The 25,055-nt window shown below is 74.5% G+C and carries 21 protein-coding genes and 2 pseudogenes; 6 read left to right on the top strand and 17 right to left on the bottom strand.

The window, feature by feature from the left end:
• Positions 1-211: 211 nt before the first annotated feature.
• From ABEB13_RS24245 to ABEB13_RS24235, 3 genes are all read right to left on the bottom strand, one after another.
• Positions 212-778, bottom strand: coding sequence for a hypothetical protein (locus ABEB13_RS24245; protein WP_345707176.1), 567 nt, complete (start codon positions 776-778; stop codon positions 212-214).
• Positions 779-1,143: 365 nt separating this feature from the next.
• Complete coding sequence (locus ABEB13_RS24240) at positions 1,144-2,301, bottom strand: hypothetical protein (RefSeq protein ID WP_345707175.1); 1,158 nt, start codon at positions 2,299-2,301, stop codon at positions 1,144-1,146.
• A gap of 159 nt (positions 2,302-2,460) precedes the next feature.
• The gene (locus ABEB13_RS24235) at positions 2,461-4,362 is read right to left on the bottom strand and encodes an SUKH-4 family immunity protein (RefSeq protein ID WP_345707174.1); all 1,902 of its coding nucleotides are present in this window, start codon (positions 4,360-4,362) and stop codon (positions 2,461-2,463) included.
• Between the two features lie 108 nt (positions 4,363-4,470).
• Here ABEB13_RS24235 and ABEB13_RS24230 point away from each other — a divergent pair, with 108 nt between their 5' ends.
• Positions 4,471-4,692 carry a hypothetical protein gene (locus ABEB13_RS24230; protein WP_345707173.1) on the top strand — a complete coding sequence of 74 codons (222 nt, stop codon included), beginning with the start codon at positions 4,471-4,473 and terminating at the stop codon, positions 4,690-4,692.
• A gap of 270 nt (positions 4,693-4,962) precedes the next feature.
• Here ABEB13_RS24230 and ABEB13_RS24225 read toward each other — a convergent pair.
• From ABEB13_RS24225 to ABEB13_RS24200, 6 genes and pseudogenes are all read right to left on the bottom strand, one after another.
• Positions 4,963-5,960: pseudogene (locus tag ABEB13_RS24225) on the bottom strand (SMI1/KNR4 family protein).
• A 111-nt stretch (positions 5,961-6,071) separates the two neighbouring features.
• Positions 6,072-7,175, bottom strand: a complete 1,104-nt coding sequence (locus ABEB13_RS24220; RefSeq protein WP_345707172.1) for a DegT/DnrJ/EryC1/StrS family aminotransferase — start codon at positions 7,173-7,175, stop codon at positions 6,072-6,074.
• Complete coding sequence (locus ABEB13_RS24215) at positions 7,172-8,776, bottom strand: MBL fold metallo-hydrolase (RefSeq protein WP_345707171.1); 1,605 nt, start codon at positions 8,774-8,776, stop codon at positions 7,172-7,174. The genes ABEB13_RS24220 and ABEB13_RS24215 overlap by 4 nt, the downstream gene beginning before the upstream one ends.
• Positions 8,773-9,906 carry a DegT/DnrJ/EryC1/StrS family aminotransferase gene (locus ABEB13_RS24210; protein WP_345707170.1) on the bottom strand — a complete coding sequence of 378 codons (1,134 nt, stop codon included), beginning with the start codon at positions 9,904-9,906 and terminating at the stop codon, positions 8,773-8,775. Before ABEB13_RS24210 ends, ABEB13_RS24215 begins: the two co-directional genes overlap by 4 nt.
• Positions 9,907-9,986: 80 nt before the next feature.
• A complete protein-coding gene (locus ABEB13_RS24205; protein ID WP_345707169.1) occupies positions 9,987-10,967 on the bottom strand; it encodes an NAD-dependent epimerase/dehydratase family protein in 981 nt (326 codons plus the stop codon).
• Positions 10,964-12,136 (bottom strand): Gfo/Idh/MocA family protein, encoded by a 1,173-nt coding sequence (locus ABEB13_RS24200; protein WP_345707168.1) that lies wholly within the window; start codon positions 12,134-12,136, stop codon positions 10,964-10,966. The genes ABEB13_RS24205 and ABEB13_RS24200 overlap by 4 nt, the downstream gene beginning before the upstream one ends.
• Positions 12,137-12,490: 354 nt before the next feature.
• Between ABEB13_RS24200 and ABEB13_RS24195 the strand changes: the two genes are divergently transcribed.
• The 3 genes from ABEB13_RS24195 (at position 12,491) to ABEB13_RS24185 (ending at position 14,679) form a co-directional block, all read left to right on the top strand.
• Positions 12,491-12,979, top strand: coding sequence for a YwqJ-related putative deaminase (locus ABEB13_RS24195; RefSeq protein ID WP_345707167.1), 489 nt, complete (start codon positions 12,491-12,493; stop codon positions 12,977-12,979).
• 37 nt (positions 12,980-13,016) lie between these two features.
• The gene (locus ABEB13_RS24190; protein WP_345709804.1) at positions 13,017-13,517 is read left to right on the top strand and encodes an SUKH-3 domain-containing protein; all 501 of its coding nucleotides are present in this window, start codon (positions 13,017-13,019) and stop codon (positions 13,515-13,517) included.
• Positions 13,518-13,617: 100 nt separating this feature from the next.
• Positions 13,618-14,679, top strand: coding sequence for an acyltransferase family protein (locus ABEB13_RS24185; RefSeq protein WP_345707166.1), 1,062 nt, complete (start codon positions 13,618-13,620; stop codon positions 14,677-14,679).
• A gap of 37 nt (positions 14,680-14,716) precedes the next feature.
• Here the strand turns inward: ABEB13_RS24185 and ABEB13_RS24180 are convergent, their stop codons facing one another.
• Positions 14,717-15,994: a sensor histidine kinase gene (locus ABEB13_RS24180; RefSeq protein ID WP_345707165.1), complete on the bottom strand. Its 1,278-nt coding sequence runs from the start codon at positions 15,992-15,994 to the stop codon at positions 14,717-14,719.
• A gap of 312 nt (positions 15,995-16,306) precedes the next feature.
• Here ABEB13_RS24180 and ppc point away from each other — a divergent pair, with 312 nt between their 5' ends.
• A complete protein-coding gene (gene ppc / locus ABEB13_RS24175; protein WP_345709803.1) occupies positions 16,307-19,042 on the top strand; it encodes a phosphoenolpyruvate carboxylase in 2,736 nt (911 codons plus the stop codon).
• An 88-nt stretch (positions 19,043-19,130) separates the two neighbouring features.
• Here the strand turns inward: ppc and ABEB13_RS24170 are convergent, their stop codons facing one another.
• From ABEB13_RS24170 to ABEB13_RS24160, 3 genes are all read right to left on the bottom strand, one after another.
• Complete coding sequence (locus tag ABEB13_RS24170; protein ID WP_345707164.1) at positions 19,131-19,400, bottom strand: hypothetical protein; 270 nt, start codon at positions 19,398-19,400, stop codon at positions 19,131-19,133.
• 220 nt (positions 19,401-19,620) lie between these two features.
• Positions 19,621-19,962 carry a GMC oxidoreductase gene (locus ABEB13_RS24165; RefSeq protein ID WP_345709802.1) on the bottom strand — a complete coding sequence of 114 codons (342 nt, stop codon included), beginning with the start codon at positions 19,960-19,962 and terminating at the stop codon, positions 19,621-19,623.
• A gap of 322 nt (positions 19,963-20,284) precedes the next feature.
• Positions 20,285-20,434 carry a hypothetical protein gene (locus ABEB13_RS24160; RefSeq protein WP_345707163.1) on the bottom strand — a complete coding sequence of 50 codons (150 nt, stop codon included), beginning with the start codon at positions 20,432-20,434 and terminating at the stop codon, positions 20,285-20,287.
• An 11-nt stretch (positions 20,435-20,445) separates the two neighbouring features.
• On the opposite strand from ABEB13_RS24160, the gene ABEB13_RS24155 reads away from it, so the two are divergent.
• Positions 20,446-20,760 carry a helix-turn-helix domain-containing protein gene (locus ABEB13_RS24155; protein ID WP_345707162.1) on the top strand — a complete coding sequence of 105 codons (315 nt, stop codon included), beginning with the start codon at positions 20,446-20,448 and terminating at the stop codon, positions 20,758-20,760.
• 32 nt (positions 20,761-20,792) lie between these two features.
• Here ABEB13_RS24155 and pth read toward each other — a convergent pair whose 3' ends face one another.
• The 4 genes and pseudogenes from pth to glmU all read right to left on the bottom strand — a co-directional run bounded on the left by pth (position 20,793) and on the right by glmU (position 24,983).
• Positions 20,793-21,374 carry an aminoacyl-tRNA hydrolase gene (pth, locus tag ABEB13_RS24150; protein ID WP_345707161.1) on the bottom strand — a complete coding sequence of 194 codons (582 nt, stop codon included), beginning with the start codon at positions 21,372-21,374 and terminating at the stop codon, positions 20,793-20,795.
• Positions 21,375-21,480: 106 nt separating this feature from the next.
• Positions 21,481-22,074 (bottom strand): 50S ribosomal protein L25/general stress protein Ctc, encoded by a 594-nt coding sequence (locus ABEB13_RS24145; protein WP_345707160.1) that lies wholly within the window; start codon positions 22,072-22,074, stop codon positions 21,481-21,483.
• A 260-nt stretch (positions 22,075-22,334) separates the two neighbouring features.
• Positions 22,335-23,311 (bottom strand): annotated as a pseudogene (locus tag ABEB13_RS24140) (ribose-phosphate diphosphokinase).
• Between the two features lie 214 nt (positions 23,312-23,525).
• Positions 23,526-24,983 (bottom strand): bifunctional UDP-N-acetylglucosamine diphosphorylase/glucosamine-1-phosphate N-acetyltransferase GlmU, encoded by a 1,458-nt coding sequence (glmU, locus tag ABEB13_RS24135; RefSeq protein ID WP_345707159.1) that lies wholly within the window; start codon positions 24,981-24,983, stop codon positions 23,526-23,528.
• Between the last annotated feature and the right edge of the window lie 72 nt (positions 24,984-25,055).

Raw genomic sequence — 25,055 nt, 5'->3', positions numbered from 1 at the left:
GCCAGCCCCCAGAGACGGCCCCACACGGGTGTTCGACAGTCGGTGACTACAGCTCGACGTAGTCCACCCGGTCGTTCCAGTTACCGCCGTAGATGCAGCCGATGGTGGTGAAGTCGTAACAGTGGCTTTGTTCGCGAGAACCGACAGCAGATGTTCACCGTTTCGGGAGTCGCTTGAGTGAGTCCGTAATCGAACCGGGCCTCTCCGCGGATCAGTCCCGCCCTGGGGAGAGAGACACACGTGGTGGCACCGAAGGATCAGACCGGCTCTCGCTCCAGCTGGCGTCGAGCGCGGCCGCGATACCCTCAAGGATCCCGATGAACTCCTCGACCGGGATCTCGATCCCGAAGACCGAACCGGCGTCTTCGGGATGGCTGACCAGGTGTTCCTCACGCCAGAACTCCAGCGTGATCACCAAGCGGTCGTCCTCGCGGAACAAGTAGGCCATCACGTTGTCGGTGGTGGGCCCCCAGAGCAGGAACCGAAACCGGCTGCGCAGCTGGTGGTCGGCCTCGGACTCGTCGTCGCCCCCCGCGTGCTGCCTGAGACGCCGGTGTGCGGCCTCGGCGGAGAAGCCGGCGAACGGCAAGGAAGAACCTTCGCCGGACCGCAGCCAGGCGGCGGTGTCCAGCACATCGCGGCGGAACTGGGGGACGTACGCCATGTTGTCGTCGCAGGTCAGCCACTTTCCAGCCGCCCAGAGGTCGACCCGGCACAGCGGGCCCGGCTCGCCGACCTCTGCGGCGAACCCGGACTTGTCTCCCAGAACCACGCTCATGCCGGTGACCGTGGCAGGTTCAGCCGTTCATGAACAACCGAATACTTCGTCGGTCCAGTCGCCGGCGGGCCTCAGTGGAAATCGAACGGCCGCTGACCCCGGTGAATCCCGAAGTGGTGAACATCTGCTGTCGGTTCTCGCGAACAAAGCCATCGATTTGGACGCCGCCGGGCCGGGCGGACGCGCGGAAGGACGACGCGTCCCGCATCCGCCGAGCCTGAACGGCAACAACGGGTATGACGACTTCGCCACCCCGGGCCGGACCGACGACGGCCGGATGCCCGGCGCGGTCCGCCCCTACCGACGGAGCCCCGTCCCGCCGAGCGATCGGCGGGACGGGGCTCCGTCGTGCTACCGGTCCCGCGTCAGCCCCGGCGGGTGATGTGGCTGGGGCGGGTGTCGTGGTCGATGCCGTCGTCCACGATGACGATCTTGGGGACGATCCTCGGCTCGGCCTCGGACTCCGCAGGGCTGTCGGCAACCACGTCGGCCCCGGCCTCGGTGTCGGCGGTCTCCTCGGTCTCCTCCGCCGCGGGCGCGGGCGCCACGAGGGGCTTCTTCAGCAGCAGGTCGAGGGTCAGCTCCGGCTCGTTGGCCTCCTTGGCGGCGGCCTCCAGGGCGGCCGGGCGGCGGCCCGGTTCGATCGCCCCGATCGCCGCACCGGTGAGCTCAGCCAGGGTCTTCTTGATGGTGTCCAGCTGCTCCTGCATCGTCGCGTGCCGCTCCGCGAAGTCGCGCTGGTCGGCCTCGCCGGCGACGCGGATCCGCTCGGCCTTCAGCCGGGCCGCGGAGAGCAGGTCCTCGGCCTTGGTCTGGGCCGCGCCCTCGATCGTGCGGATCTCGCCGAGGACGGCCTCGCGGTGCTGCTCCGCCTCGCGCAGCCGGCGCTCCGCGCCCGCGGTGATCTTCGCCTCCTCGGCGTCGGCCTGGGCCTCGGCCTCGGCGAACATCTCGTCCGAGCGGCGGCGCAGCTCGGCCAGCTTGGCCTCGGCGCGCTCCTCCGCCTCGGCCGCGGCCAGCCGGATGCGGGCGGCGTCGGCGGTCGCGGCGTCCCGGGCGGCACGGGCGTCGAGCTCGGCCTCCAGGCGCATCCGCTCGGAGGTGGCCCGGCTGCTGGTCTCGGTCTCCCGGACGGCCTGCTCCGCCTCCCCGCGCAGGGTGGCCGAGTACGCCTCGGCGGAGCGCGCCGCGGCCTGGCCGGCCTTCTCCGCGTCGTCGCGGATGTCGCCGGCACCGCGCAGGGCGGCGGAGCGCACCGCCTCGCTCTCGTTGTCGGCGATCGCCATCAGCGCCGCGGCCTGCTCGCTGAGCCGGCCGTAGTCGGGCTGCGGCGCGTCCTCCTTGGCCTGGAGGATCTCGGCGAGGCGCTTCTCCATCTCCCGCAGGCCCGCGCCGAGCACGCTGAGCCGTTCCCACGCCTCGTCGCGCTCCGCGGTCAGCCCCGCGAGCGTCCCGTGGACCTGCTCGGGCGCGTAACCGCGCCTGGCAACCGTGAAGCCGTGCTGGGAGACGGCGTCGCTCATCGGCTCTCTTCCCCTCGTGCTGTCGGGACCCGTGCTCGCGGGATCTCTGTCCGTTCGGGGACGACCCAGGGCCGCCCACTTGACCTATTTTGCGCAGATACGGTCGAAAGCCCAACCAGGCGAGGCCGGGGGCGGTCCGCGGGGCCCGCCCCCGGTCGGCTACATCAGGCCGTCCCAGAACTGCTCCAGCAGCACCGCCCACCAGCCTTCGGGGGTGTGCAGGGCAGCCGGGTCGGCCGCCAGCAGCTGGGCCTGGAGGTCCGTGGTCCAGCGGCCGGCCTGCTCCGGGGTGAGTCCGTAGCGCAGCCGCCACATCCGTCCCAGGACGGCCAGGCAGCGGACGAACTCGGGTACGCCGCTGTTGACGAAGCGCGGCGGCTCGCCGGTTCCCTCCAGGTCGACCGCGACCACCGCGGCGGTGCCGTACTGGACGCACAGCTGCCGGCCGTAGTCGTTGCCGAGCACCAGGTAGCCGCCGAAGTCCGGACCGGCCGGGCGGCCGCGCTCGGCGGCCAGCTCGGCGAGGGTCGGGATCGGCCGTCCCTCCTGGGCCTGGGCCCAGAAGAACGGCGCGAAGTCGCGCGGCAGGCCGGCCCACATCAGGGTCTGCGCGACGGCCTCCGGCACGCCCTGCCGGGAGACCGCGCGCTGCTCGAAGCGGAAGACCGCGCCGTTGAAGGCCTGGCCGAGTTCGGCGGCCAGCTGCTGCGGGGCGAGCGGCGGCAGCGGGGCGACGGTGCCGGGCGGCGGCAGCGGCGCGTGCACCGGCCGGGGCCGCTGCGGGGCGGCGGCCAGCTGGTGCAGCTGGTCCAGGTGGTCGAGCAGCAGCGCCATCCCGGACTGCCGGGCCTGCCGGTCGCGGCCGTACGGGACGGTGTGGGTGATCCGCACGTTCGGCCAGGAGGACTTGACCATCCGGGCGCAGTACCCGCCGGGCAGGTCGCACAGCTCCAGCTCGGTGTGGAACTCCAGCACCTGGTCCGGCGGCACGCCGAGCCGCCGCATCTCCTGGAGCGCCTTCCACTCCGGGTGCGGGGTGCCGGGCTCGCTCGCCATCACCAGGGACTGCTCGGAGCCGTCCGGGCGGCGGTAGCTGATCACGGCCTGGGTGCCGGGGCCGATGGTCGGCACGCCGGGGCCGGCCGGAGCGCCGGGCACGGGCGCACCGGGCGGCACCGGTCCCGGTCCGGCCGGGGCCGGCATCGGGGGCATGGCGGGGCCGGGCACGGCCGGCGGCGGGCCGACCGGGCCGGCGCCCGGGTAGCCGTACACCGGCGGCGGGCCCGGCACCGGGGCGGCGCCGACCGGCGGCGGGGGCATCGCCGGGGCCGCGTACGGCGGGGTGGCGGGCCCGGCGGGGCCGGGGCCGCCGGGCAGTTCGACGGCGTGCGCCAGCTGGGTGGCCGCGTACGCGACGCCGGCCGCCTCAGCGGACGGGCCGGCCGGTGCAGCGGCCGGGGCCGGTGCCGGGGCCGCGCCGCCGAGCAGGCCGGACGGTGCGGGCGGCGGCGGGGCGCCGGGGCCGCCGCGGCCGACCGCACCGGAGGCCGGGCCTCCGGCCGCACCGCGCAGGTCGGCGGGCGGCGGCGGTGGCGGGGCGCTCGGGCCGGAGCGGCCGAGCTGCCCGGACGCGCCGGCGCCGGGGGCCGCGCCGTGCAGGTCGGCCGGCGGGGGCGGCGGCGGGGCCGTCGGGCCGGAGCGGCCCAGGCCGCCCGCCTCCGCGGGGTTGCCGGGGGCACCCGGCAGGCCCATCAGCCCGGGCGGGCCGTCGGTGGCCAGCATGGTCGGCGCGTACTCGATGCCGGGGCCGCCCGGCGCGGCCGACGGCCCGGGGGGCATCGGCGGCAGCGAGCCGGGGCCGGCCAGCACGGTGGGCGCGTGCTCGACGGCGGGCGGCGGCACGGGGGTGCCGCCGGCCGGAGTACCGGGGAACGGCACGCCCGCGGGCGGGGTACCGGGGCCGGGCGGCACGGCCGGGCCGCCGGGGAAGCCCTCCGGCAGCGGCACGGTCGCGCCCTCGGGCACCGGGGCGGGCACCGGGCCGACGCCCTGGAGCGGCATCGGCACGGTGAGGCCCTCGGCGCCGGGCGGCGGCGCGAAGGCGCCCTGGCCGGGGGCGCCGCGAGCACGGTCGGTGCGTCGCCGGCCGGACGGCCGGAGGACGGCGGCATGGTCTGCAGCGCGGGCGCGGGCGCGGAGGCGGGCGCGGGCGCGGCCGGGCCGGGCGGCGCGGGTGCGGCGGTGCCGAGCCGCTCCGCCTCCGCGGCGATCGCCGCGGCGCCCGCCTCCTGCAGCCACTGCGGCGGGCTCAGCAGGAACGAGGTGGCCTCGACCGCGCCGGGCACCGGCCGGGCCGCACCGGCCGGGTTGGGTTCCGTCCGGCCGCCGTAGGTCTCCTCGAACTGCCGCACCACCTCGTTGACCGGCAGCGGCGGCCAGAGCGTGCTCGCCCCGCTGTCGCGGGCGATCACCAGCCGCAACTCGCCGCCCGTGGCCGGCTCCTCGCCGGCCTTCTCCACCGGCCAGCAGACGAAGCCGAGATCGAACTCACGCACCCGTACCTCGCGCTGTTTGGCGCGCGGCACACCGGCGTTGATCCAGTCGTCGGCAATCTCCTGTGCCTGCGCGTACGTCACCACGCCCGGCTCACCCCTCCGTTGATCAGTTCACCGGGACGGCGCGGGCGAACCCACCGTCCACCATCAGCCCCGCGACCGTCTCCAGCTCCGGCGGGCTGCCCGCCAGCCGGAGCAGGAAGTCGTCGAAGCTCTCCCCGCAGGGCAGCAGCAGTCGCGCCACCCGGTCCTCGGGCGGCTCGGCGCCGTCGGCGTCGCGGGCGTCGTCGTACGGGCAGAACCAGACCGAGCCCGTCCGCTCGCCGCGCACCTTCAGCGCCAGCAGGCCGCCCTGGGCGTAGGCCACGCCCAGGTAGTCCTTGGTGAGGTGGTCGCGCAGGCACTTGTTGGCGTACACCAGGTCGTGGACGCCGTATTCCTCACTGACCGTCAGGAACGGCTGGTCGAGCAGGATGCCGTACTCGACGTCCAGGGCGACCCCGGCCGGCGTCCGGCCGCCGGCGGCCTTGAGGAAGGTGCGGTAGGCGGCCGGCAGGTCGTGGCCGAGCCGCTGCTCGGCGCGCTGCACCAGGTCCTCGGTGACCGCGACCGGGTCGCCGCCGTCCATGGCCAGCGGGAAGTGCACGGGGCGGCGCTCCTGGAGCGGGCGGGTGCCGCGCCGGGAGTGGTCGGCCGAGGAGCGGGCCAGCCCTCCGTGGTGCCGCAGCAGCGCCTTGACCTCGACCGGGACGAGTTCCATCCGGCGCCAGCCGGGGCGGCGCGGCCGGCGACGTGGTGCCACGTCCAGCCGTGCGGGGTGGCGACCGCCGTCGGCAGGTCGGCCCACAGTTCGTGGCCCTGGGTGTAGAGCGCGGCGTTGGCGGAGACGTAGTCGGTCAGCCGGAGCTCGTCGACGCCGAACCCCTCGGGCGGGTCGGCGACCTCGGCCGCGGCGACGGCGTACGGTCCGAAGTCCGGGAGGCCGTACTCGTCCACCCGGACGCCGGCCGGGTGCCGGTCGGCCCGGACCGGGTCCGGGAACTGCACCACCTGCCCCGCGTACGCCGAGTTGGGCGCGGCGGCGCCGGGCCGACCTGTCGTCATCAGGGTTCCCCCACTGGCAGCTGCAACATTGCGAGCACCAGCGTAGGGGAAGCGGCACCCCCGGAAGCAGGGGCGGCCACCCCTGAGTGCAGACCGGCCGCCCCGTTCATGTCAGCCGCGGACGGCCTTCGCCAGCACCTCCGCGACCCGGATCTGCTGGTCCTCGGTGATCTGCGGGTGCAGCGGCAGGGTGAGGATCTCACCGGCGGCCCGCTCGGTGACCGGGAAGGCGCCCTCGCCGTGCCCGAGGTGGCGGAAGGCGGGCTGGAGGTGGACGGGCACGGGGTAGTGCACGCCCGCGCCGATGCCCGCGGCGTGCAGTTCGGCGAGGACGGCGTCGCGGTCGCGCTCCACCCGCACGGCGTACAGGTGCCAGACGTGCTCGTTGCCCGGCAGGGTGCGCGGCAGCGCGACACCCGCCAGCCCGGCGAGCAGCGCGTCGTAGCGGGCGGCGGCGGCGCGCCGGGCCGCGTTCCAGGCGGGCAGCCGGCGGAGCTTGGCGCGCAGCACCACCGCCTGGAGCGTGTCCATCCGGGAGTTGAAGCCGAACCGCTCGTGCACGTACTTGCGCCCGGAGCCGTGGTCCCCCATCAGCCGGACGGCGGTGGCGAGGTCGTCGTCGTCGGTGGTGACCGCGCCCGCGTCGCCGTACGCGCCGAGGTTCTTGCCCGGGTAGAAGCTGGTGGCCGCGATCCGGCCCCGGACGCCGGAGGCCGCGCCGTCCTGCCGGGCGCCCTGCGACTGCGCGGCGTCCTCGACCACCGGGCGGTCCCCGGCGAGGTCGAGCAGCGCGGCCATCGGGGCGAGCTGGCCGTTCAGGTGGACGGGCAGCAGCGCGGCGGCGTGCGGCAGCACGGCCGCCACCCGGGCCGGGTCGATCAGCAGGTGGTCGGGGTCGACGTCCACGAGCACCGGGTGCAGCCCGGCCCGGACGACGGCCTCGGCGGTGGCGACGAAGGTGTTGGCGGGCAGCACCACCCCGGCGCCGGGCGGCAGGTCGAGGGCGCGCAGGGCGAGTTCGACGGCGTCGGTGCCGTTGGCGGTGCCGACGGCGTGCCGCACGCCGCAGAAGGCGGCGTACTCGGCCTCGAAGGCGGCGACGTCCGGGCCCTTGATGTACGCGCCGCTCGCCAGCACCGCGTCGAACCCGGCGCGGACCTCCTCGGCGACCTCGGCGTGGGAGGCGTGCAGGTCGACGAGCGGGATGTCGGTCATGGAATGTGCCTCTCGGCTGGCTCGGGAACGGGCTCGGGGAGGGGGACGGACGCGGGAACGGGAACAGGGACGGGAAGAGGGACGGGGACGTCCGCGGGCGCCGGCCCGCCGGCGGCCGACGGTTCGACCCGCAGCGGGAGCGAGCCGCCGGCCAGGCAGGCGCCGGTCGTGGTGGACCACTTCCAGTGGTGCCGCGGGCACTCGACGACGCCGTCGGCGATCAGCGCATGGCTGAGGTCCTCGCCGGCGTGCGGGCACCAGCGCTGCAGCCGCAGCCCGTCCCGCTCGACCCACTCGCCGCCGGCGGCGCGCTCGCGGACCAGCCGGCGGGTCTGGGCCGGCTGGTGGCCGTAGCGCAGCAGCGAGAGCAGGGTGACGTCGAAGACGTCCGGGTCGCGGTGCAGCGCCAGGCGCATGGACAGCAGCGCCTCCTCCCAGCCGGCCCGGCCGTCGAGGACGGCCCGCAGGGCGCGCGGCGGCACGCGGATGGTGTACCCGGGGTCGACAGGGTCGTCCTCCAGTTCGATCCGGGTGGCGAGGTCGCCGAGGGCGATCCGCCAGGCGGCGCCGCCGGCCTCCAGCGCGAGCCCGGCCCGGTAGTCGGCGAGCAGCGGCCGGTTGAGCCGCTGGAGCCGGTCGAAGTGCGCGCCGACCTCCTCCGCGGTGGGTTCGGCGATCTCGCCGCGGTGGTAGGCCTGCCATTCGTCCCGGCGGCGTTCGCGGTAGTCGGCGAGGTAGCCGGCCGGGTCGGTGTGCCAGCGGCCGGGCGGGGCCGGGGGCGCCTCCGGGCCGTCGGGCCGCGGGCGGGCTTCGACGCGGTCGCCGGGGACGGTGCGCACGACGGCGGTGCCGGGGCAGGCGCGCGCGAAGTCGGCGGCGACGTCCTCCCAGTGCGGGAAGATCGTCCGTCGGCGGTCGTTGAAGCGGTCCAGCTCCGGGTCGAGGAAGCAGGCCGGGCCGGCCGACGGCAGGTAGGTGCGGGCGCCGGTGAGGCGGACCTTGCGGGCCAGGCTGTCCATCAGGTCGGCGCGGACGGCGGCGGTCTTGGCGGCCATCTGCGCCGGCGGGTAGTCGTAGGCGTTCGGGTACCACATGGCGCCCGAGTACTGGGCGGCCAGCAGGTCGATGCCGGCGGGGAGGTCGGACAGCGGCGGGTTGCAGTCGTTGAGGTCCAGGAAGCGGAAGCCCCCGAGGTCGAGCAGCAGCCCGCTGTCCTCCTTGTGGCTGGTGTCGAGCAGCATGGTGGCGGTGGCGTCGGGGCCGAGCCGGTGCTCCTCGCGGTGGGCGAGCCGGACCTGCCGGGTGAAGCCGAGCGCGGCGAGCCGACGCGCCACCGAGCCGGTGCGGTAGCGCGGCACCAGCACGGTGACGTCGCGGGAGAGCCGGGCGAGCAGCCGCTCGTCGAGGTGGTCCTCGTGGGTGTGCGAGACGTAGAGGTAGTCGTGGTGGCCGGCGACGACCTCCGGCAGCAGCTCGCGGTTGTCGGGGTACGGGAACCAGGCGCCCAGGAAGGCGGGGTGGAACCACGGGTCGATCAGGATGCGCAGGCCGGCGTGCTCGACCAGGAAGCCGGCGTGCCCGAGGTGCCTGACCGATGTCACCCGACGGCCTCCCGGAGGGCGGCGGCCACGGTGTCCTGCTGCTGCTCGGTCAGGGTGTGGAAGAGCGGCAGGATCAGCGAGCGACGGGTGATCAGCTCCGTGGCGGGCAGCGGCACCCGGGCGGTGCCCTTGTACGGGGCCTCCAGGTGGGCGGCCATGATGCCGCGGCGGGCGGAGACACCTGCGGCGGCGAGCCGGGCCAGCACCTCGGTGCGGTCGGGGGCGCCGTCCGGCAGCAGCAGCCAGCAGGCCTGGTGGTTGCCGGTGCCGTGCGGCGGGTCGGCGACCACCATCCGGTCGGCCAGCGGGCCGAGCAGGGTGCGGTAGCGGGCGGCGAGTTCGCGCCGCCGGGCGACCATGGCGGGCAGCTTGCCGAGCTGGACGAGTCCGACGGCCGCCTGGATGTCGGTCATCCGGTGGTTGAAGCCGATCTCGTCGTACGTCTCCACCACGCTCGCCCCGCCGGCGGCGGTGTGCCGGTCGGCGGCCGAGACGCTCATCCCGTGTTCGCGCAAGCGGCGCAGCCGGGCGGCGAGCGCGGCGTCGTGGCAGGTCACCATGCCGCCCTCGCCGGTGGTGAGGAGCTTGCGCGGGTGGAAGGAGTAGGCGGCGATCTCCGCGGCCGCGCCGACCGGGCGGCCTCGGTAGGTGGAGCCGGCGCCGCAGGCGGCGTCCTCGACGACCGTGGCGCCGGACGGTTCGACGCGGGCGCGGATCGCGTCCAGGTCGACCGGGACACCGCCCTGGTCGACGGCGATGACGGCCTTCGTCCGCGCGGTGAGCACCTCGGCGACGGTGTCGGGGGTGAGGTTGCCGGTGGCCGGGTCGACGTCGGCGAAGACCGGGACGGCACCGACGTAGGTGACGGCGTTGGCGGTGGCGATGAAGGAGAGCGAGGGCACCACGACCTCGTCGCCGGGGCCGACGCCGGCGCCGATCAGCGCCAGGTGCAGCGCGGTGGTGCAGGAGGACACGGCGACGGCGTGCGGCACGCCGAGGTGGTCGGCGAAGGCCTGCTCGAAGGCGGCGACGCGCGGGCCCTGGGCGACCCAGCCGGAGCGGACGGCCTCCGCGGCGGCCTGGGCCTCCTCCTCGCCGAGCCAGGGGATCATGACGGGGATGGTGGACACGGTGGGCTGCTCCGGGGTACTCGCTGAGGTCGTGGTGCTCGCTCGGTCGGCGGGGCTCGCGGTCTATGTGCTGCGGGGGGCTACTGCTCGCGCCACCAGGCGACGAGCCTGCGCAGGCCGTCGTCCAGGCCGAGTTCGGGCTTCCAGCCGAGGTCGCGCTCGGCGGCGGAGATGTCGGCGAGGCGCCGCACCACGCCGCCGGCGGTGCCGCGGGCCGGGCCGTGCTCGACCGCGAGGTCGCCGCGGTCCATGGCGGCGAGCAGGGCGTCGGCGAGGCCGCGCAGCGAGACCTCGGTGGCGGAGGCGATGTTGTAGACCCGGTCGGTGACGGGTGCGGCGGCCGCCAGCAGGTTGGCCCGGGCGATGTCCTCGGTGTAGACGAAGTCCATGGTCTGAGCGCCGTCGCCGAAGATGAGCGGCGGCTGCCCGGCGTCGATCCGCTCCATCCAGCGGATGAAGACCTCGGTGTACTTGCCGTGGACGTCCATCCGGGGCCCGTACACGTTGAAGTAGCGCAGGGCGACGTAGTCCAGGCCGGTCATCGCGTGGAAGCTGCGCAGCATGCCCTCGTTGAACACCTTGGCGGCGCCGTAGAAGGTGTCGTTGTTGTAGGGGTGCTGGGTCTCCGGCGTCGGGAAGGTGTCGGCGAGGCCGTAGACGGAGGCGGTGGAGGAGGCGATCAGCTTCCGGACGCCGCGTTCGGCGGCGGCCTCGATGACGTCGAAGGTGCCGTCGACCATGATCTCCAGGGCGAGCCGCGGTTCGGCGGCGCACTGGGTGATCCGGATCGCGGCGAGGTGGAAGAGCAGGTCGGTGTCGTCGCCGAGGAGTTCGCGCAGCAGGGCGCGGTCGCGGATGTCGCCGTCGACGACGCGCAGCTGCCCGGGGGCGGCGAGCTCCTGGGCGCGGGCGAGGTTGGCGACGCGGCCGCGGACGAAGTTGTCGAGGACGACGACCTCGCGGGCGCCGGCCTCGATCAGCTGGTCGACCACGGTGGAGCCGATGGTGCCGGCTCCCCCGGTGACCAGGCAGCGGGATCCGGCGAGCGGGACTGCGTTCATCGGGCGGCGGCCCTCTCCTGTGCGGTGATCGGTTCGACGTCGGTCGCGGGGCCGACGGGCACGGTGGCGCCGCCGAGTTCGAGGCTGCGGGAGGCGGCGTGCAGCAGCCGCAGCACGCGCAGGCCGGAGCGGCCGTCGGTGAGCGGGGCCCGGCCCTCGGTGATGGCGGCGGCGAACTCGGCCATCACGTTGCGCAGCGCCTCCTGTTCGACCAGGGCGGGCGCGACCATGTCGCCGACCCGGTAGGAGATGAGGGCGCGGTGGCGGATGGCGTCGGTGAGCTCGTCGGGCGGGGTGAGGTCGACGCCGCGGTCGTGGACGGTGAGCCGGGCCTGCGGGTTGAGGTCGTCCCAGACCAGGGTGCGCCGGGAGCCGCCGATCAGGGTGGTGCGCACCTTGGTCGGCGACAGCCAGTTGACGTGGCAGTGGGCGAGCGCGCCGTTGCTGAGGCGGACGGTGAGGTAGGCGACGCAGGCCTGGCCGGCGCCGATCGGGTCGGCGCCCTGGGCGCTGACCCCGACCGGTTCGACGCCAGGCGGCAGCACGAAGTCGAGGATGGACAGGTCGTGCGGGGCGAGGTCCCAGAGCACGTCCACGTCGGGCTGGACGAGGCCCAGGTTGATCCGGACGGAGTCGAAGAACTGGATGTCGCCGATCTCGCCGCCGTGCACCAGCTCGCGGATCCGGCGGACGACCGGGGTGTAGCAGAAGGTGTGGTCGCACATCAGCACCAGGCCGCGGTCCTCGGCGAGTTCGCACAGCTCGGCGGCGTCCGCGGCGGTGGTGGTGATCGGCTTCTCGACCAGGACGTGCTTGCCGGCCTCCAGGGCGGCGCGGACGAGCTTGTAGTGCGCGGCGGCCGGGGTGGCGATCGCCACCGCCCGCACCCGCTCGTCGTCGAGGACCTGCTCGAAGGAGGTGGTGGAGCGCACGGTGCTGTACTCGCCGAGGACCCGGCGGGAGCGCTCCTCGTCGAGGTCGCACAGCCAGTGCAGCCGCAGGGCGGCGGTCTGCTGGGCGTTGCGGACGAGGTTCGGGCCCCAGTAGCCGGCCCCGACCACGGCCAGGCCGATCCGCGGGGCGGCGACGGGTTCGGCGGCGCCCGGCGTCGGTACGTGTTCGCCGGGCGCTTCGTGCGCCTCGGCCGCCGGACCGTACTGCGTCGACATCGACAAGACCCCCTTGTCCGGTGCCGGAGCGTCACTGCCCCGGGCACCACGCTGTCCGTGCGGGACCGGGGCAGCACGCTCCCGCCGGCCCTGCTGCCGGCGGTGCCCCCACGATGTGCCCAGGTGACCTCGCAGCTGGAACGGTACCGGCCGCCGTACGCCCCGGGGGCCGAATGCGCAAACCCGAGGCGCGTCCGACGGGCGTTCGCAACGCTCCGTACACCCCGGGTCCGTGGCGTCCGACGGGGTTTGACAGTCTTGAGGCCCAGAATGTGAGCCGGGGACCGGAAACGCCGGTCCGCCCGGCCCCGCCCGACCGAACGGGCACGGCACCGAGCAGAGTGGAGGAGGACCATGTCAGCGAACCCGTCGGACGGCCAGGAGCCGCCGGCCGCCGCCGTGGCCACGCCGCTGCTGCGCCACCACCGGGACAGCCTGCTGCCCGCCGTGGCGGCAGCCCTCTCGCTGAAGAACGGCCAGGTGCACACCCTGGCGGGCGACAAGGCGGACCTCGCTCCGCTGCTGCACCCGCTGGTCGCCGAGTTCCTGGCGGGGCTGCCGGTCGAGCACCGGGAGCGCTTCCTGGGCCGCTGCCCGGAGGCCGTCCTGCTGTCCCAGTACCTGACCACGGTGGACGCGGCCCGTTCCAAGCGGGCCGCACGCAAGCCGCTCGGCCTCAACGACGCCCGCAAGGCGCTCAAGGGTGCCCGGCTGACCACGGTGCGGATCCGCGAGGAGGGTGATCCGGCACACGGCACCCACGCCCCGCCGTGCCGGTCCTGCGTGCCGCTGCTGGACCACCTCAACGTGGTGAGCGTCGCCGTCGGGCCGCCGGCGCGCTGACGCCGCCCCACCCTGTCCCCGAACCACGGAGCAGACCCTGAACCCGACCACCGTACGCACCCAGCCGCGCTTCCCCGCCGACGTCGCCGCCGCCCTCAAGCAGGCGGGCTGGCACCCCGGCCGCTGGGAGATCCGCCAGGCCGAGGCCTGGGCGGACGTCCTCGCCCAGCACGGCGGGCCGCTGGACACCCCGCACACCGTCTTCCCGGCCGCCGTCGAGGCGTGGGCCGAGTTCGGCGGGCTGTCGTTCGACCTGTCCGGCCCCGGCCGGGCGCTCGCACCGACGCCGTTCCTGCTCGACCCGCGCTGCGGGCTGCACCAGCCGCGCACCCTCGCCGACCTCGGCCGGGCGCTCGGCACCCGGCTCGCCCCGCTCGGCGAGGAGCTGTACGGGCAGGCCCTGCTGGCCATCGACGAGACCGGCCGGGTCTTCAGCCTGGACGCCACCGGCGAGTGGTACCTCGGCGCGACCGTCGACCAGGCGCTGGCCGTCCTCGTCCTCGGGCTCGCCCCGGAGCGGCTGCACGCCACCGCCTGACGATCCGTCAGTCCATCCCGATTCCGCCGAACCCCTCCCGGTCCGTCCCGCTCGGCGCCACACTGTGGAGATTCCGAGGAGACCACCGGGAGGGCCCGCGATGAGCGTGGAGACCGCGGCGGCGCCGGCACCGGCCGCCACCCGAACCGAGCGCCTGCCGCTCTTCGACAACGCCAAGTTCGCGGCAGTCGCCCTGGTGGTCTGTGCCCACACCTGGATGCCGCTGCTCACCGCGGACCGGACGATCGCGGCGGCCGTGCTTACCGTCGCGGCCTTCGCCATGCCGGTCTTCGTCACGCTCTGCGGCCACTTCGCCCGGCCCCGGCCGGGCCGCCCGGCGGTGGACGGCCGGCGCACGATCACCCGGATCGCGGTGCCCTACCTGGTGTTCCAGGTGCTCTACAACCTCGTCCCGATGGTGCTGGACCGGCGGCTGGAGCCGATCGCGCTGCTCCAGCCGCGCTGGCTCACGTGGTTCCTGCTGTCGCTGTTCGTGTGGCACCTGACCGTCCCGGTCTGGACGGCGCTGCGCCACCCGCTGCCCGTGGCCCTGCTGGTCGCGGCCGGCTCCGGCGCCGTGCACGCGCTGCCCGAGGAGCTCGCGCTCAGCCGCACGCTGGCCTTCCTGCCCTGGTTCGTGCTGGGGCTGGTGCTGCGCCCGGCGCACTTCGACGTGCTGCACCGGACGCAGGTGCGGCGCTGGGCCCCGGTCGCGGCGGCCGGCGTGTTCGCCGCGGTCTGGCTGGCGGCGCCCCGGCTGCTGGACCCGGGCTGGGTGGAGTACACCGGCACGGCGGCCCAGCTGCACGTCGGCTACCCGGTGTGGCTGGGGGTGCGGGTCGCGCTCGGCGCGCTGTCGCTGCTCGCCGGGGCCGCCTTCCTCGCCCTGCTGCCGGCCGGCCGCACCCGCTGGACGGCACTGGGCGCGGCCTCGCTCTACGTCTATCTGCTGCACGGGCTGCCGCTGAAGCTGGTGCAGGCCTCCGGCGTCTACCACGCCCGGCTGCTGCACCACTGGTGGACGGCGCTGCCGCTGCTCGGCGGCTGTGCGCTGGCCCTCGCGGTGACCCTGGCGCTGCCGCCCGTCGTCCGGCTGTTCACCCCGCTCGTCCAGCCGCCGCTGGGCCGGCTGCTGCGCGATCCGGCCCGGCCGGCCGGCTGACCGGCGGGCCCGGGGCCGGCCCCGGCCGGGTGGCGGCTCAGACCAGCCGGTCGGCCTGCACGGCGAGCCGGGACGGCAGCACCGCCTCCACCCGGAAGCCGCCGTCCGGCTCCGGACCGGCGGCGAAACTGCCGCCGAGCGCGACCACCCGCTCGCGCATCCCGACCAGCCCGTTGCCGCCGCCGGGCAGCGCGGCCCCGGCGGCCCCGCCGGGACAGTCGTTGACCACGGCCACCCGGACCCCGTTCGGGACGAACGCCAGCAGCACCACGACGGCGGCCCCGCCGGCGTGCTTGTGCGCGTTGGTCAGGCCCTCCTGCACCACCCGGAACGCCGTCCGCTCGGCCTCGCCGCGGTAGCGGCGGCGCTCGCCGCTGACCGTCAGCGTCACCGCCATGCCGGCCGCCCGGGACTGCTCCACCAGGCTCGGCAGCTCCCCCAGCGAGTCCGGTGCCGCGACGGCGGCGACCGGCTCGGCCATCCGCAGCACGCCGAGGATCTCGCGCAGCTCTTCCAGCGCCTGCCGGCCGACCTCGCCCATCAGCCGGGCCGAGGCCTGCGCCTTCTCCGGGTCCTTGGCCACGATCCGCTCCAGCGCACCGGCGTGCACCACCATCAGGCTCACCCGGTGCGCGACCACGTCGTGCATCTCGCGGGCGATCCGGGTGCGCTCCTCCAGCCGGGCCCGCCGGGCGCGCTCGCTGGCCTGCTCGGCGAGCAGCCCGAGCTCGGCCTCCAGGCCGTGCGCCCGGTCCTTCAGCGACTCCACCAGCCGCCGCCGGGCGCCCACGTACAGTCCGGTGACCACCGGCGGGACGGTCAGCCCCACCGCGACCAGCCCGGCCAGCACCACGAACACCCAGGTCGGCGGCAGGTGCACCTCGGCCGGCGTCGACACCGGCGCGAGCATCGCCAGCAGGGCCATGCCGAACGACTCGGCCAGCGCCAGCGCCGACAGCGCCACCACCCGCCCGCGCCGCGACGGCCACTCCCAGGTCGCCGCCAGCGTGTACAGCGACACCACCAGCGGCACCACGCCGAACAGCCCCGGCACGAGGACCAGCGCCACCACCATCGGCACCACCGGCCAGCGCCGCCGCACCACCAGGGTCGCCCCCGCCAGCGCGCCCAGCACCGCCGCCAGGCAGGCCACGACCCCGCCCATGTGCAGCCGGGTGTGCACCGTGTCGTAGGCGCCGAAGGCGCACTCCACCGCCGCCACCACCGCCAAGGTGACGTCCAGCGCCGCACTGCGTCGGCGCCGCCACCACCACGGGCCGGTCACCGGCCCGCCCCCGTCCGGCGACTCGCTCATGGGGGACAGCGTACGGCCGCCCGCCCGGCCGCCCCCAGCGACTTCCGCGGGCCGGTCCGACGGCGCCGTGTCCGCCATCCGGCCACGTCTCGGACGCGGCACCCAGTGCCACCTATGCTGTGCGAGTCGGACAGCGCGGTCCGCACACATCTCCCCCATATTGGCTGGGGTCACCTCCCAGCCGAAGGCCGGAGGAGAGAGCCGTTGCCGAACCCCCACCACCACAGGGAGAAAGCCGTGACCGCTCCGGTCCCCGCCTCGGCGGACAACCCATCAGCGACCGCCGCCGGCCCCGACGCCGACAACGCCGCGCTGCGCGCGGACATCCGGCGGCTCGGCGACCTGCTCGGCGAGACACTCGTCCGGCAGGAGGGCCCCGAGCTGCTCGGCCTGGTCGAGCAGGTCAGGCTGCTCAGCCGCACCGACGGCGAGGCCACCGCGGAACTGCTGGCCGGCATCGACCTGGAGACCGCAGGCAAGCTCGTCCGCGCCTTCTCCACCTACTTCCACCTCGCCAACGTCACCGAGCAGGTCCACCGCGGCCGCGAGTTCGCCACCCGCCGGGCCCGCGAGGGATCGCTGCTGGCGCAGACCGCCGACCAGCTCGCCGAGGCCGACCCCAAGCACCTCGCGGACACCCTGGCCCACCTGGCCGTCCGCCCGGTCTTCACCGCGCACCCCACCGAGGCCGCCCGCCGCAGCGTCCTCAACAAGCTGCGCCGGGTCGGCGAGCTGCTGGAGCGCATCCACCGCGAGCACGTGGCCTCCGGCCTCGCCGAGGCCGACCCGACCCGGCACTCGTCCGCCAAGCGCCAGGCCGACCGCCGGCTCGCCGAGGTCATCGACCTGCTGTGGCAGACCGACGAGCTGCGGATCGCCCGCCCGGAGCCCACCGACGAGGCCCGCAACGCCGTCTACTACCTGGACGAGCTGTACCGCGAGGCCGTCCCCGCCGTCCTGGAGGAGCTGCACGAGGAGCTCGCCCGGGTCGGCCTCGCGCTCCCCGAGGGCGTGCGCCCGCTGACCTTCGGCAACTGGATCGGCGGCGACCGGGACGGCAACCCCAACGTCACCCCGCAGGTCACCTGGGACGTCCTCAACCTCCAGCACGAGTACGGCATCAAGGACGCCCTGGCCACCGTCGACGACCTGCGCAACGCGCTGTCGACCTCCGTCCGCCTCGCCGGCGCCTCCGAGGAGCTGCTCGCCTCGCTCGACGCCGACCTGCGCGAGCTGCCCGAACTCAGCCCCCGCTACAAGCGGATGAACGCCGAGGAGCCGTACCGGCTCAAGGCCACCTGCATCCGCCTCAAGCTGGAGAACACCCGCGAGCGGCTCGCCACCGGCACCCCGCACATCACCGGCCGCGACTACGTCGGCACCCGCGAGCTGGTCGCCGACCTCCGGCTGATCCAGGACTCGCTGCGCAGCCACCGCGGCGAGCTGATCGCCGACGGCCGGCTCGCCCGCGCGATCCGCACCGTCGAGGCGTTCGGCCTGCAGCTCGCCACCATGGACGTGCGTGAGCACGCCGAGGCCCACCACCACGCGCTCGGCCAGCTCTTCGACCGGCTCGGCGAGGAGGCCTGGCGCTACGCCGACATGCCGCGCGAGTACCGCCAGCGGCTGCTCGCCAAGGAGCTGCGCTCGCGCCGCCCGCTGGCGCCCGTCCCGGCCCCGCTGGACGCGGCCGGCGCCAAGACCCTGGGTGTCTTCGCCACCATCCGCGAGGGCTTCGAGCGGTTCGGCGACGAGATCGTCGAGTCGTACATCATCTCGATGTGCCAGGGCGCCGACGACGTCTTCGCCGCGGCCGTCCTCGCCCGCGAGGCCGGTCTGATCGACCTGCACGCCGGTATCGCCAAGATCGGCATCGTGCCGCTGCTGGAGACCACCGACGAGCTCCAGGAGGCCGACCGGATCCTGGACGAGATGCTCTCCGACCCGTCGTACCGGCTGCTGGTCTCGCTTCGCGGCGACATCCAGGAGGTCATGCTCGGCTACTCCGACTCCTCCAAGTTCGGCGGCATCACCACCTCCCAGTGGGAGATCCACCGGGCCCAGCGCCGGCTGCGCGACGTCGCGCACCGCTACGGCATCCGGCTGCGGCTGTTCCACGGCCGCGGCGGCACCGTCGGCCGCGGCGGCGGCCCCTCGCACGAGGCGATCCTCGCCCAGCCGTGGGGCACCCTGGAGGGCGAGATCAAGGTCACCGAGCAGGGCGAGGTCATCTCCGACAAGTACCTGCTGCCGTCGCTGGCCCGCGAGAACCTCGAACTCACCATCTCCGCCACGCTCGCCGCTTCCGCGCTGCACACCGCGCCGCGCCAGGCACCGGAGGAGCTGGCCCGCTGGGACGCGGCGATGGACCAGGTCTCGCAGGCCGCGCACACCTCCTACCGGGCCCTGGTCGAGCAGGAGGACCTGCCGAAGTACTTCTTCGCGGCCACCCCGGTCGACCAGCTCGCCTCGCTGCACCTGGGCTCCCGCCCGTCCCGCCGACCCGACTCGGGCGCCGGCCTGGACGGCCTGCGGGCCATCCCGTGGGTGTTCGGCTGGACGCAGTCCCGGCAGATCGTCCCCGGCTGGTACGGCGTGGGCTCCGGCCTCGCCGCCGCCCGCGAGGCCGGCCTGGGCGACGTGCTCGACGAGATGTACGGGCAGTGGCACTTCTTCCGCAACTTCCTGTCCAACGTCGCGATGACGCTGGCCAAGACCGACCTGCGGATCGCCCGGCACTACGTCGAGCAGCTGGTGCCCGGCGAGCTGCGGCACGTGTTCGACCAGATCACCGCCGAGCACGACCTCACCCTGCGCGAGGTGCTGCGGCTCACCGGCGAGAGCGAGCTGCTGGAGCACAACCCGGTGCTGAAGCAGACGTTCACCGTCCGTGACGCGTACCTCGACCCGATCTCCTACCTGCAGGTGGCGCTGCTGCGCCGTCAGCGCGAGGAGAGCGCCCAGGGGCTGACGGAGGACCCGCTGCGGGCCCGCGCCCTGCTGCTGACCGTCAACGGCATCGCGGCCGGTCTGCGCAACACCGGCTGACCCCGGACACGCCCGAGGGGGCGGTCCCGCACCTGCGGGACCGCCCCCTCGGGCGTTTGCGTCGGTGCGGCGCCGCGCGCCGCACCGGTCAGACCGTCCGGTCGGCCCGGCGGCGGCGCAGCCAGGTCGCCGCACCGCCCGCGACCACGAGCAGGCCGCCGCCGACGGCGTACAGACCGGACGTCCCGCCGACCGTCCCGGAGACCGGCGGCGCCATCTGCGCCGCGGCCGGTTCGGGGCTCGCCGCGGGGGCCGCGCCCGCGTCGGCGGCCTGCGCCGACGATGCACCGACCCCGGTCGTCACCAGGCAGAACGCCGCGCCGCCGACCACCCGCGCCACACGGTAGGACCGAGCCACCTGCCATACCCCCAGATCGAACACCTCAACCCTTCGTACGGGGATGACCGTATCCGATGACGAACGTCTGACCGCCCATCATCCCGTCCCAGCGGCCAAGCGTTGCACGACCGTTGTGTACCGGGAGTGACCGCCGTCCGGCGCCGGGCAGGTGCCGGGGGTACCCGGCCGGTGCCGGTCCGGGAGGGCGGCGCCGCTGTCGCGGCGGCCCTGCGGTCCGTCAGCGGACGCCGCGGATCACGTCCGCGGCGCGCTCGGCGAGCACCGTCACCGGCGCGTGGGTGTGGGCCCGGACGATCCCCGGCATGGACGAGGCGTCCACCACGCGCAGGCCCGTCACACCGCGCACGGCGAAGGCGGGATCGACCACCGAGGCGTCGTCGGCCCCTATCCGGCAGGTCCCGACCAGGTGGTGGATGCTGCCCCCGGTGGCCCGGACGTAGGCGGCGACGGCCTCGTCGTCGTCGAGCGCGCCCGGGGTGAGCGGTTCGCCGATCCACCTGGCGAACTCCGGTTCGCGCAGGATGCGCTGGGCGGCCCGGACGCCCTCCACCAGGGTCAGGAGGTCGGCGCGGCGGGCCGCGGGTGCTCGCCCGGCGGCACGAGGTCACCACGGAGTACGACGTGCTGGCCCGGGCCCAGCAGGAGGCGGCCCGCCTGCGCCAGTCCGCCGACCTGCACCTGCGCGAGACCCCCGCACACCGCCTGGCCCGGGTGCCGACCGACTCCGACGAGATCGCGGCCCTGTCCAACACGATCGGCGCGGTCGCCGTCGAGGACCACCTGACCCTCGACACCTTCCGGTCCGACCTCCCGCTGACCGAGCACACCGCCCTGCCGCCGAACCCCGCCTCGCTGGCCCGCGGCGTGCGCCACCGCGGCATCTACGAGACGGCCTTCCTCGGCGACCCGGTGGGCGCCGAGGTCCTCCAGCGCTGCGTGGAGGGCGGCGGGGAGGTGCGGCTGCTGCCGCGGCTGCCGGTGAAGATGAAGGTGACGGAGCACTCGCAGGCGCTGCTGGCACTGACCACCACCGGGGTCCAGCGTGGCCCTGCACATCACCTCGCCGGTGGCGGTGGAGGCCCTGCGCCAGTACTTCGAGCTGCTGTGGCAGCGGGCCCGGCCGTTCGGTGTCGCGGCGCCCCGCAGCAACGGCGACCGGGACCGGCAGCGCCACGAGGTCGCGGAACTGCTGAACCAGGGTTTCAAGGACGAGGCCATCGCCCGCCGGCTCGACCTGAGGCCCCGGACGGTCCGACGCAGGATCAGCGAGATCATGGCGGAGCTCGGCGCGGAGACGCGCTTCGCGGCCGGCACCGAGGCCCAGCGCCGGGGCTGGTTCGAGGCCGAATCCGGCTGAACCCCGCCGCCGCCGGGCCCGGTGGCGGTCTGTCAGGAGTTGTAGGTGCCCTGCGCCCGCTCCAGGCCATCGGTGAGCAGCGCCTCGACGGCGTCGGCCGAGCGGTCCACGAACCAGTCGAGATCCTTGCGCTCCGTCGCGGAGAAGTCCTTGAGGACGAAGTCCGCGACCTCCATCCGGCCCGGCGGGCGTCCGATGCCGCAGCGGATCCGGTGGTAGTCCGGACCGAGGGACTTCGTGAGCGACTTGAGCCCGTTGTGCCCGTTGTCGCCGCCGCCGCACTTGAGGCGCAGCGTGGCGTAGTCGATGTCGAGCTCGTCGTGGACGGCGACGATCGCCGCGTTGGGGACCTTGTAGAAGTCGCGCAGCGCGGTGGTCGGGCCGCCCGAGAGGTTCATGAAGGTCATCGGCTTGGCGAGCACCACCCGGTGCCCGGCGAGCCGGCCCTCGGCGACCTGGGCGCGGCTCTTGTGCGCCTTGAACCGGGCGCCGATCCGCTCGGCGAGCAGGTCGACCACCATGAAGCCGATGTTGTGCCGGTTGCGGGCGTAGCCGTCCCCCGGATTGCCGAGCCCGACCACCAGCCAGGGGCCCTCGTACCTGTCGTCAGCCATCGTCACCGTTCTCCTCACTCACCTCGTGGACCATCATTCCGGACACGCCGCTGCCCCGGCGCTCCAGGAAGGAGCGGCCGGGGCAGCGGCGCAGAAGGAGCGGGGCTCAGGCCTCGACGGCCTCGGCCTCGGTCTCGGCCTCCTCCTCGGTGGCCTCGGCGGCCTGGGCGCCGATGACCTGCAGCACGACGGCGTCGGCGTCGACGGCCAGCGTGGTGCCCTTGGGGAGGGTGATGTCCTTGGCGAGGATGGAGGCACCGGCCTCCAGGCCCTCGACGGAGACCGTGACGGACTCGGGCAGGTGGGTGGCCTCGGCCTCGATCGGCAGGGCGTTCAGGACGTGCTCGAGCAGGTTGCCGCCGGGGGCCAGCTCGCCCTCGGTGTGCACCGGGATCTCGACGGTGACCTTCTCGCCGCGCTTGACCAGGATCAGGTCGACGTGCTCGATGGTGCGCTTGATGGCCTCGCGCTGGACGGCCTTGGGCAGCACGTACTCGTCCTTGCCCTCGATCGGGACGACGAGGAGGGCGTTCGGGGTCTTGAGGGCCATCATCAGGTCGTGGCCGGGCAGGTTCAGGTGAACCGGCGCGAGGCCGTGGCCGTAGACGACGCCGGGGACCAGGCCGGCGCGACGGGCGCGACGGGCCGGACCCTTGCCGAACTCGGTACGGGCTTCGGCGGCAATGCGGATCTCGGACACGACTGCACTCCTCGTTGAGAAAAACTGGCGCGGGTGCAGGAACGACAAAACCGCCGGGCCACACCCTCAAGTACCTTGGGGTTGCTCGGCGGCAGACGACGACTGAAAAAGCAGCGCGTCGATCACGGTTGGTGGGGCACCCAAATGGGCGCACAGCATCCCTCGCCGAGCAGTCCCAGGAGTCTAACCGCTGTCGGCGTCAACCATGAAATCGGCCCCCGCGCGTCGGACGCGCGGGGGCCGTTCACGGCGGCGGACGGTCAGTGCACGCCCTCGAAGAGGCTGGTGACCGAGCCGTCCTCGAAGACCTCCTGATCGCGGCGGCGATCGAGGGGGCGATCGAGAGCGTGGTCACCTTGTCCAGCTGGAGCTGGGCCGGCGTCGGCAGGGTGTTGGTGAACACGAACTCGCTGACCCGGGAGTTCTTCAGGCGGTCGGCGGCCGGGCCGGAGAGCACGCCGTGGGTGGCGGCGACGATCACGTCGGCGGCACCGTTGTCGAACAGGGCGTCGGCCGCGGCGCAGATGGTGCCGGCGGTGTCGATCATGTCGTCGACCAGCACGCAGACCCGGCCCTTGACGTCACCGACGACCTCGGCCGACAGGATGGTGTTGGCCTGGGTCATGTCGCGGCGCTTGTGGATGATCGCCAGCGGGGCGTCGAGGCGGTCGCACCACTGGTCGGCGACCTTCACCCGGCCGGCGTCCGGCGAGACGATGGTCAGCTTCGAGCGGTCGACCTTCTCGCCGACGTAGTCGGCCAGCATCGGCAGCGCGAACAGGTGGTCCACCGGGCCGTCGAAGAAGCCCTGGATCTGCGCGGTGTGCAGGTCCACGGCCATCAGGCGGTCGGCGCCCGCGGTGCGGAGCAGGTCGGCGACCAGGCGGGCCGAGATGGGCTCGCGGCCGAGGTGCTTCTTGTCCTGGCGGGCGTAGCCGTAGAAGGGCAGGATCGCCGTGATGCTGCGGGCGGAGGCCCGCTTCAGCGCGTCGATCATGATCAGCTGCTCCATGATCCACTGGTTGATCGGAGCCGTGTGGCTCTGGATCACGAAGCAGTCCGCACCGCGCGCGGAGTCCAGGAAGCGGACGTAGATCTCGCCGTTGGCGAAGTCGAGGGCCTTGGTCGGGACGATCTCGGTGCCGAGTTCCCGGGCCACCTCCCCCGCCAGCTCGGCGTGGGCACGGCCGGAGAAGAGCCGCAACTTCTTCTCACCCGACGTCGTGATCCCGCTCACTGCACCGTCTCCTCGCGTTTTTGCCGCACATGAACCCGCCGCGGCGCACCCGGGCGCAGGGCTCGGGCCGTCGGTCAGCGGGGGTTTTGGAGTACGCCGAGACGCGGACGATATGCCCAGTGGCGCACGTATGTACTCCAGGTTACGCGCCCCGGCAGCAAGCGTCCGCCCCGGGACCACATCCCAAGATCCCCCACCGGCCGCGGGAGACGCCTCAGTTCTCCTCGGCCCCGGCGGCCTCGGCAGCGGCTGCGGCCTCGGCGGCAGCCGTACCGGGGCGCTTGCGGGCGACCCAGCCGGCGATGTTCCGCTGCTGCGCACGGGCGACGGCGAGCGATCCGGGCTGGACGTCGTGGGTGATGACCGAGCCGGCCGCGGTGTAGGCGCCGTCACCGACGGTGACCGGGGCGATGAACATGTTGTCGGATCCGGTACGGCAGTGCGCCCCGATCACCGTCCGGTGCTTGTTCACGCCGTCGTAGTTGACCGTGACGGACGCCGCACCCACGTTGCTGCCCTCGCCGATGGTGGCGTCGCCGATGTACGAGAGGTGGGGCACCTTGGCGCCCTCGCCGAGCTCGGAGTTCTTGATCTCCACGTAGGTGCCGGCCTTGGCCTTGCGGGCCAGCTTCGCCCCCGGCCGCAGGTACGCGTACGGGCCGACCGAGGCGGACTCGCCGACCTCGGCCTGCACGACCGTGGCGTTGCTCACAGTCGCGCCGGCGCCGATCGTGCTGGCGGTGACGGTGGTGTTCGGGCCGACCTCGCAGCCGGCGCCGAGGTGGGTGGCGCCCTGCAGCTGGGTGCCGGGCAGCACCACGGCGTCCGGCTCGTACGTCACCTGGACGTCGAACCAGGTGGTGGCCGGGTCGACGACGGTGACGCCGGCCCGCATCGCCCGCTCCAGCAGCCGGTCGTTGAGCATCCGGCGGGCCTCGGCGAGCTGCACCCGGTCGTTGATGCCGACGATGTCGCGGTGGTCGGCGGCGACCACGGCACCGACCCGGTGACCGGCGGTGCGCAGGATCTCCAGGGCGTCGGTGAGGTACTCCTCGCCCTGCACGTTGTCGGTGGTGATCCGGGTGAGCGCCTCGGCCAGCAGCTTGGCGTCGAAGGCGAACACCCCGGAGTTGATCTCGCCGACGGCGCGCTGCTCGTCGGTGGCGTCCTTGTGCTCGACGATCGCGGCGACGGCACCGTCCGCGTCGCGCAGGATCCGGCCGTAGCCGGTGGCGTCCGGGACGACGGCGGTCAGCACGGTGACGCCGTTGCCCTGCTCGGCGTGGGTGTCGGCGAGGGCGCGCAGCGTGGCGCCGGTCAGCAGCGGGGCGTCGCCGGTGGTGATCAGCACCGTCCCGTCGAGCTCGACGCCGTCCGCGGCCAGCGCGGCGAGCGCGGTGCGCACGGCGTGCCCGGTGCCGTTCTGCTCGGCCTGGACGGCGGTGCGCACGCCCGGGAAGTGCTCCGCGAGGTGGGTGGAGACGAGTTCGCGCAGGTGGCCGATGACGACGACCAGGTGCTCGGGTGTCAGCTCCTGCGCCGCGGCGACCGCGTGACCGACCAGCGAGCGGCCGCAGATCTCGTGCAGCACCTTGGGGAGCCGCTCGGACTTCATCCGGGTGCCGCCCCCGGCGGCGAGCACGACGACGGCGGCAGGCTTGTTGGCACTCACGCGGGAGGCTCCTCGGCTGTTCTGAGGGAGGGTCGGCGGCGCGGCGGCCGAGCGAAGCGGGCTGTGCGCTGT

The sequence above is a fragment of the Kitasatospora paranensis genome, assembly GCF_039544005.1.
Taxonomy (GTDB): Bacteria; Actinomycetota; Actinomycetes; order Streptomycetales; family Streptomycetaceae; genus Kitasatospora; species Kitasatospora paranensis.
Note: the sequence above shows the minus strand (reverse complement) of the source record. Positions and strands in the feature narration are given on the sequence as shown.

Coding starts and splice junctions, on each gene's coding strand:
- ABEB13_RS24245 (WP_345707176.1), bottom strand. CDS start 778: ATGAGCGTGGTTCTGGGAGACAAGTCCGGGTTCGCCGCAGAGGTCGGC.
- ABEB13_RS24240 (WP_345707175.1), bottom strand. CDS start 2,301: ATGAGCGACGCCGTCTCCCAGCACGGCTTCACGGTTGCCAGGCGCGGT.
- ABEB13_RS24235 (WP_345707174.1), bottom strand. CDS start 4,362: ATGCCGCTCCAGGGCGTCGGCCCGGTGCCCGCCCCGGTGCCCGAGGGC.
- ABEB13_RS24230 (WP_345707173.1), top strand. CDS start 4,471: ATGGTCTGCAGCGCGGGCGCGGGCGCGGAGGCGGGCGCGGGCGCGGCC.
- ABEB13_RS24220 (WP_345707172.1), bottom strand. CDS start 7,175: ATGACCGACATCCCGCTCGTCGACCTGCACGCCTCCCACGCCGAGGTC.
- ABEB13_RS24205 (WP_345707169.1), bottom strand. CDS start 10,967: ATGAACGCAGTCCCGCTCGCCGGATCCCGCTGCCTGGTCACCGGGGGA.
- ABEB13_RS24200 (WP_345707168.1), bottom strand. CDS start 12,136: ATGTCGACGCAGTACGGTCCGGCGGCCGAGGCGCACGAAGCGCCCGGC.
- ABEB13_RS24195 (WP_345707167.1), top strand. CDS start 12,491: ATGTCAGCGAACCCGTCGGACGGCCAGGAGCCGCCGGCCGCCGCCGTG.
- ABEB13_RS24185 (WP_345707166.1), top strand. CDS start 13,618: ATGAGCGTGGAGACCGCGGCGGCGCCGGCACCGGCCGCCACCCGAACC.
- ABEB13_RS24180 (WP_345707165.1), bottom strand. CDS start 15,994: ATGAGCGAGTCGCCGGACGGGGGCGGGCCGGTGACCGGCCCGTGGTGG.
- pth (WP_345707161.1), bottom strand. CDS start 21,374: ATGGCTGACGACAGGTACGAGGGCCCCTGGCTGGTGGTCGGGCTCGGC.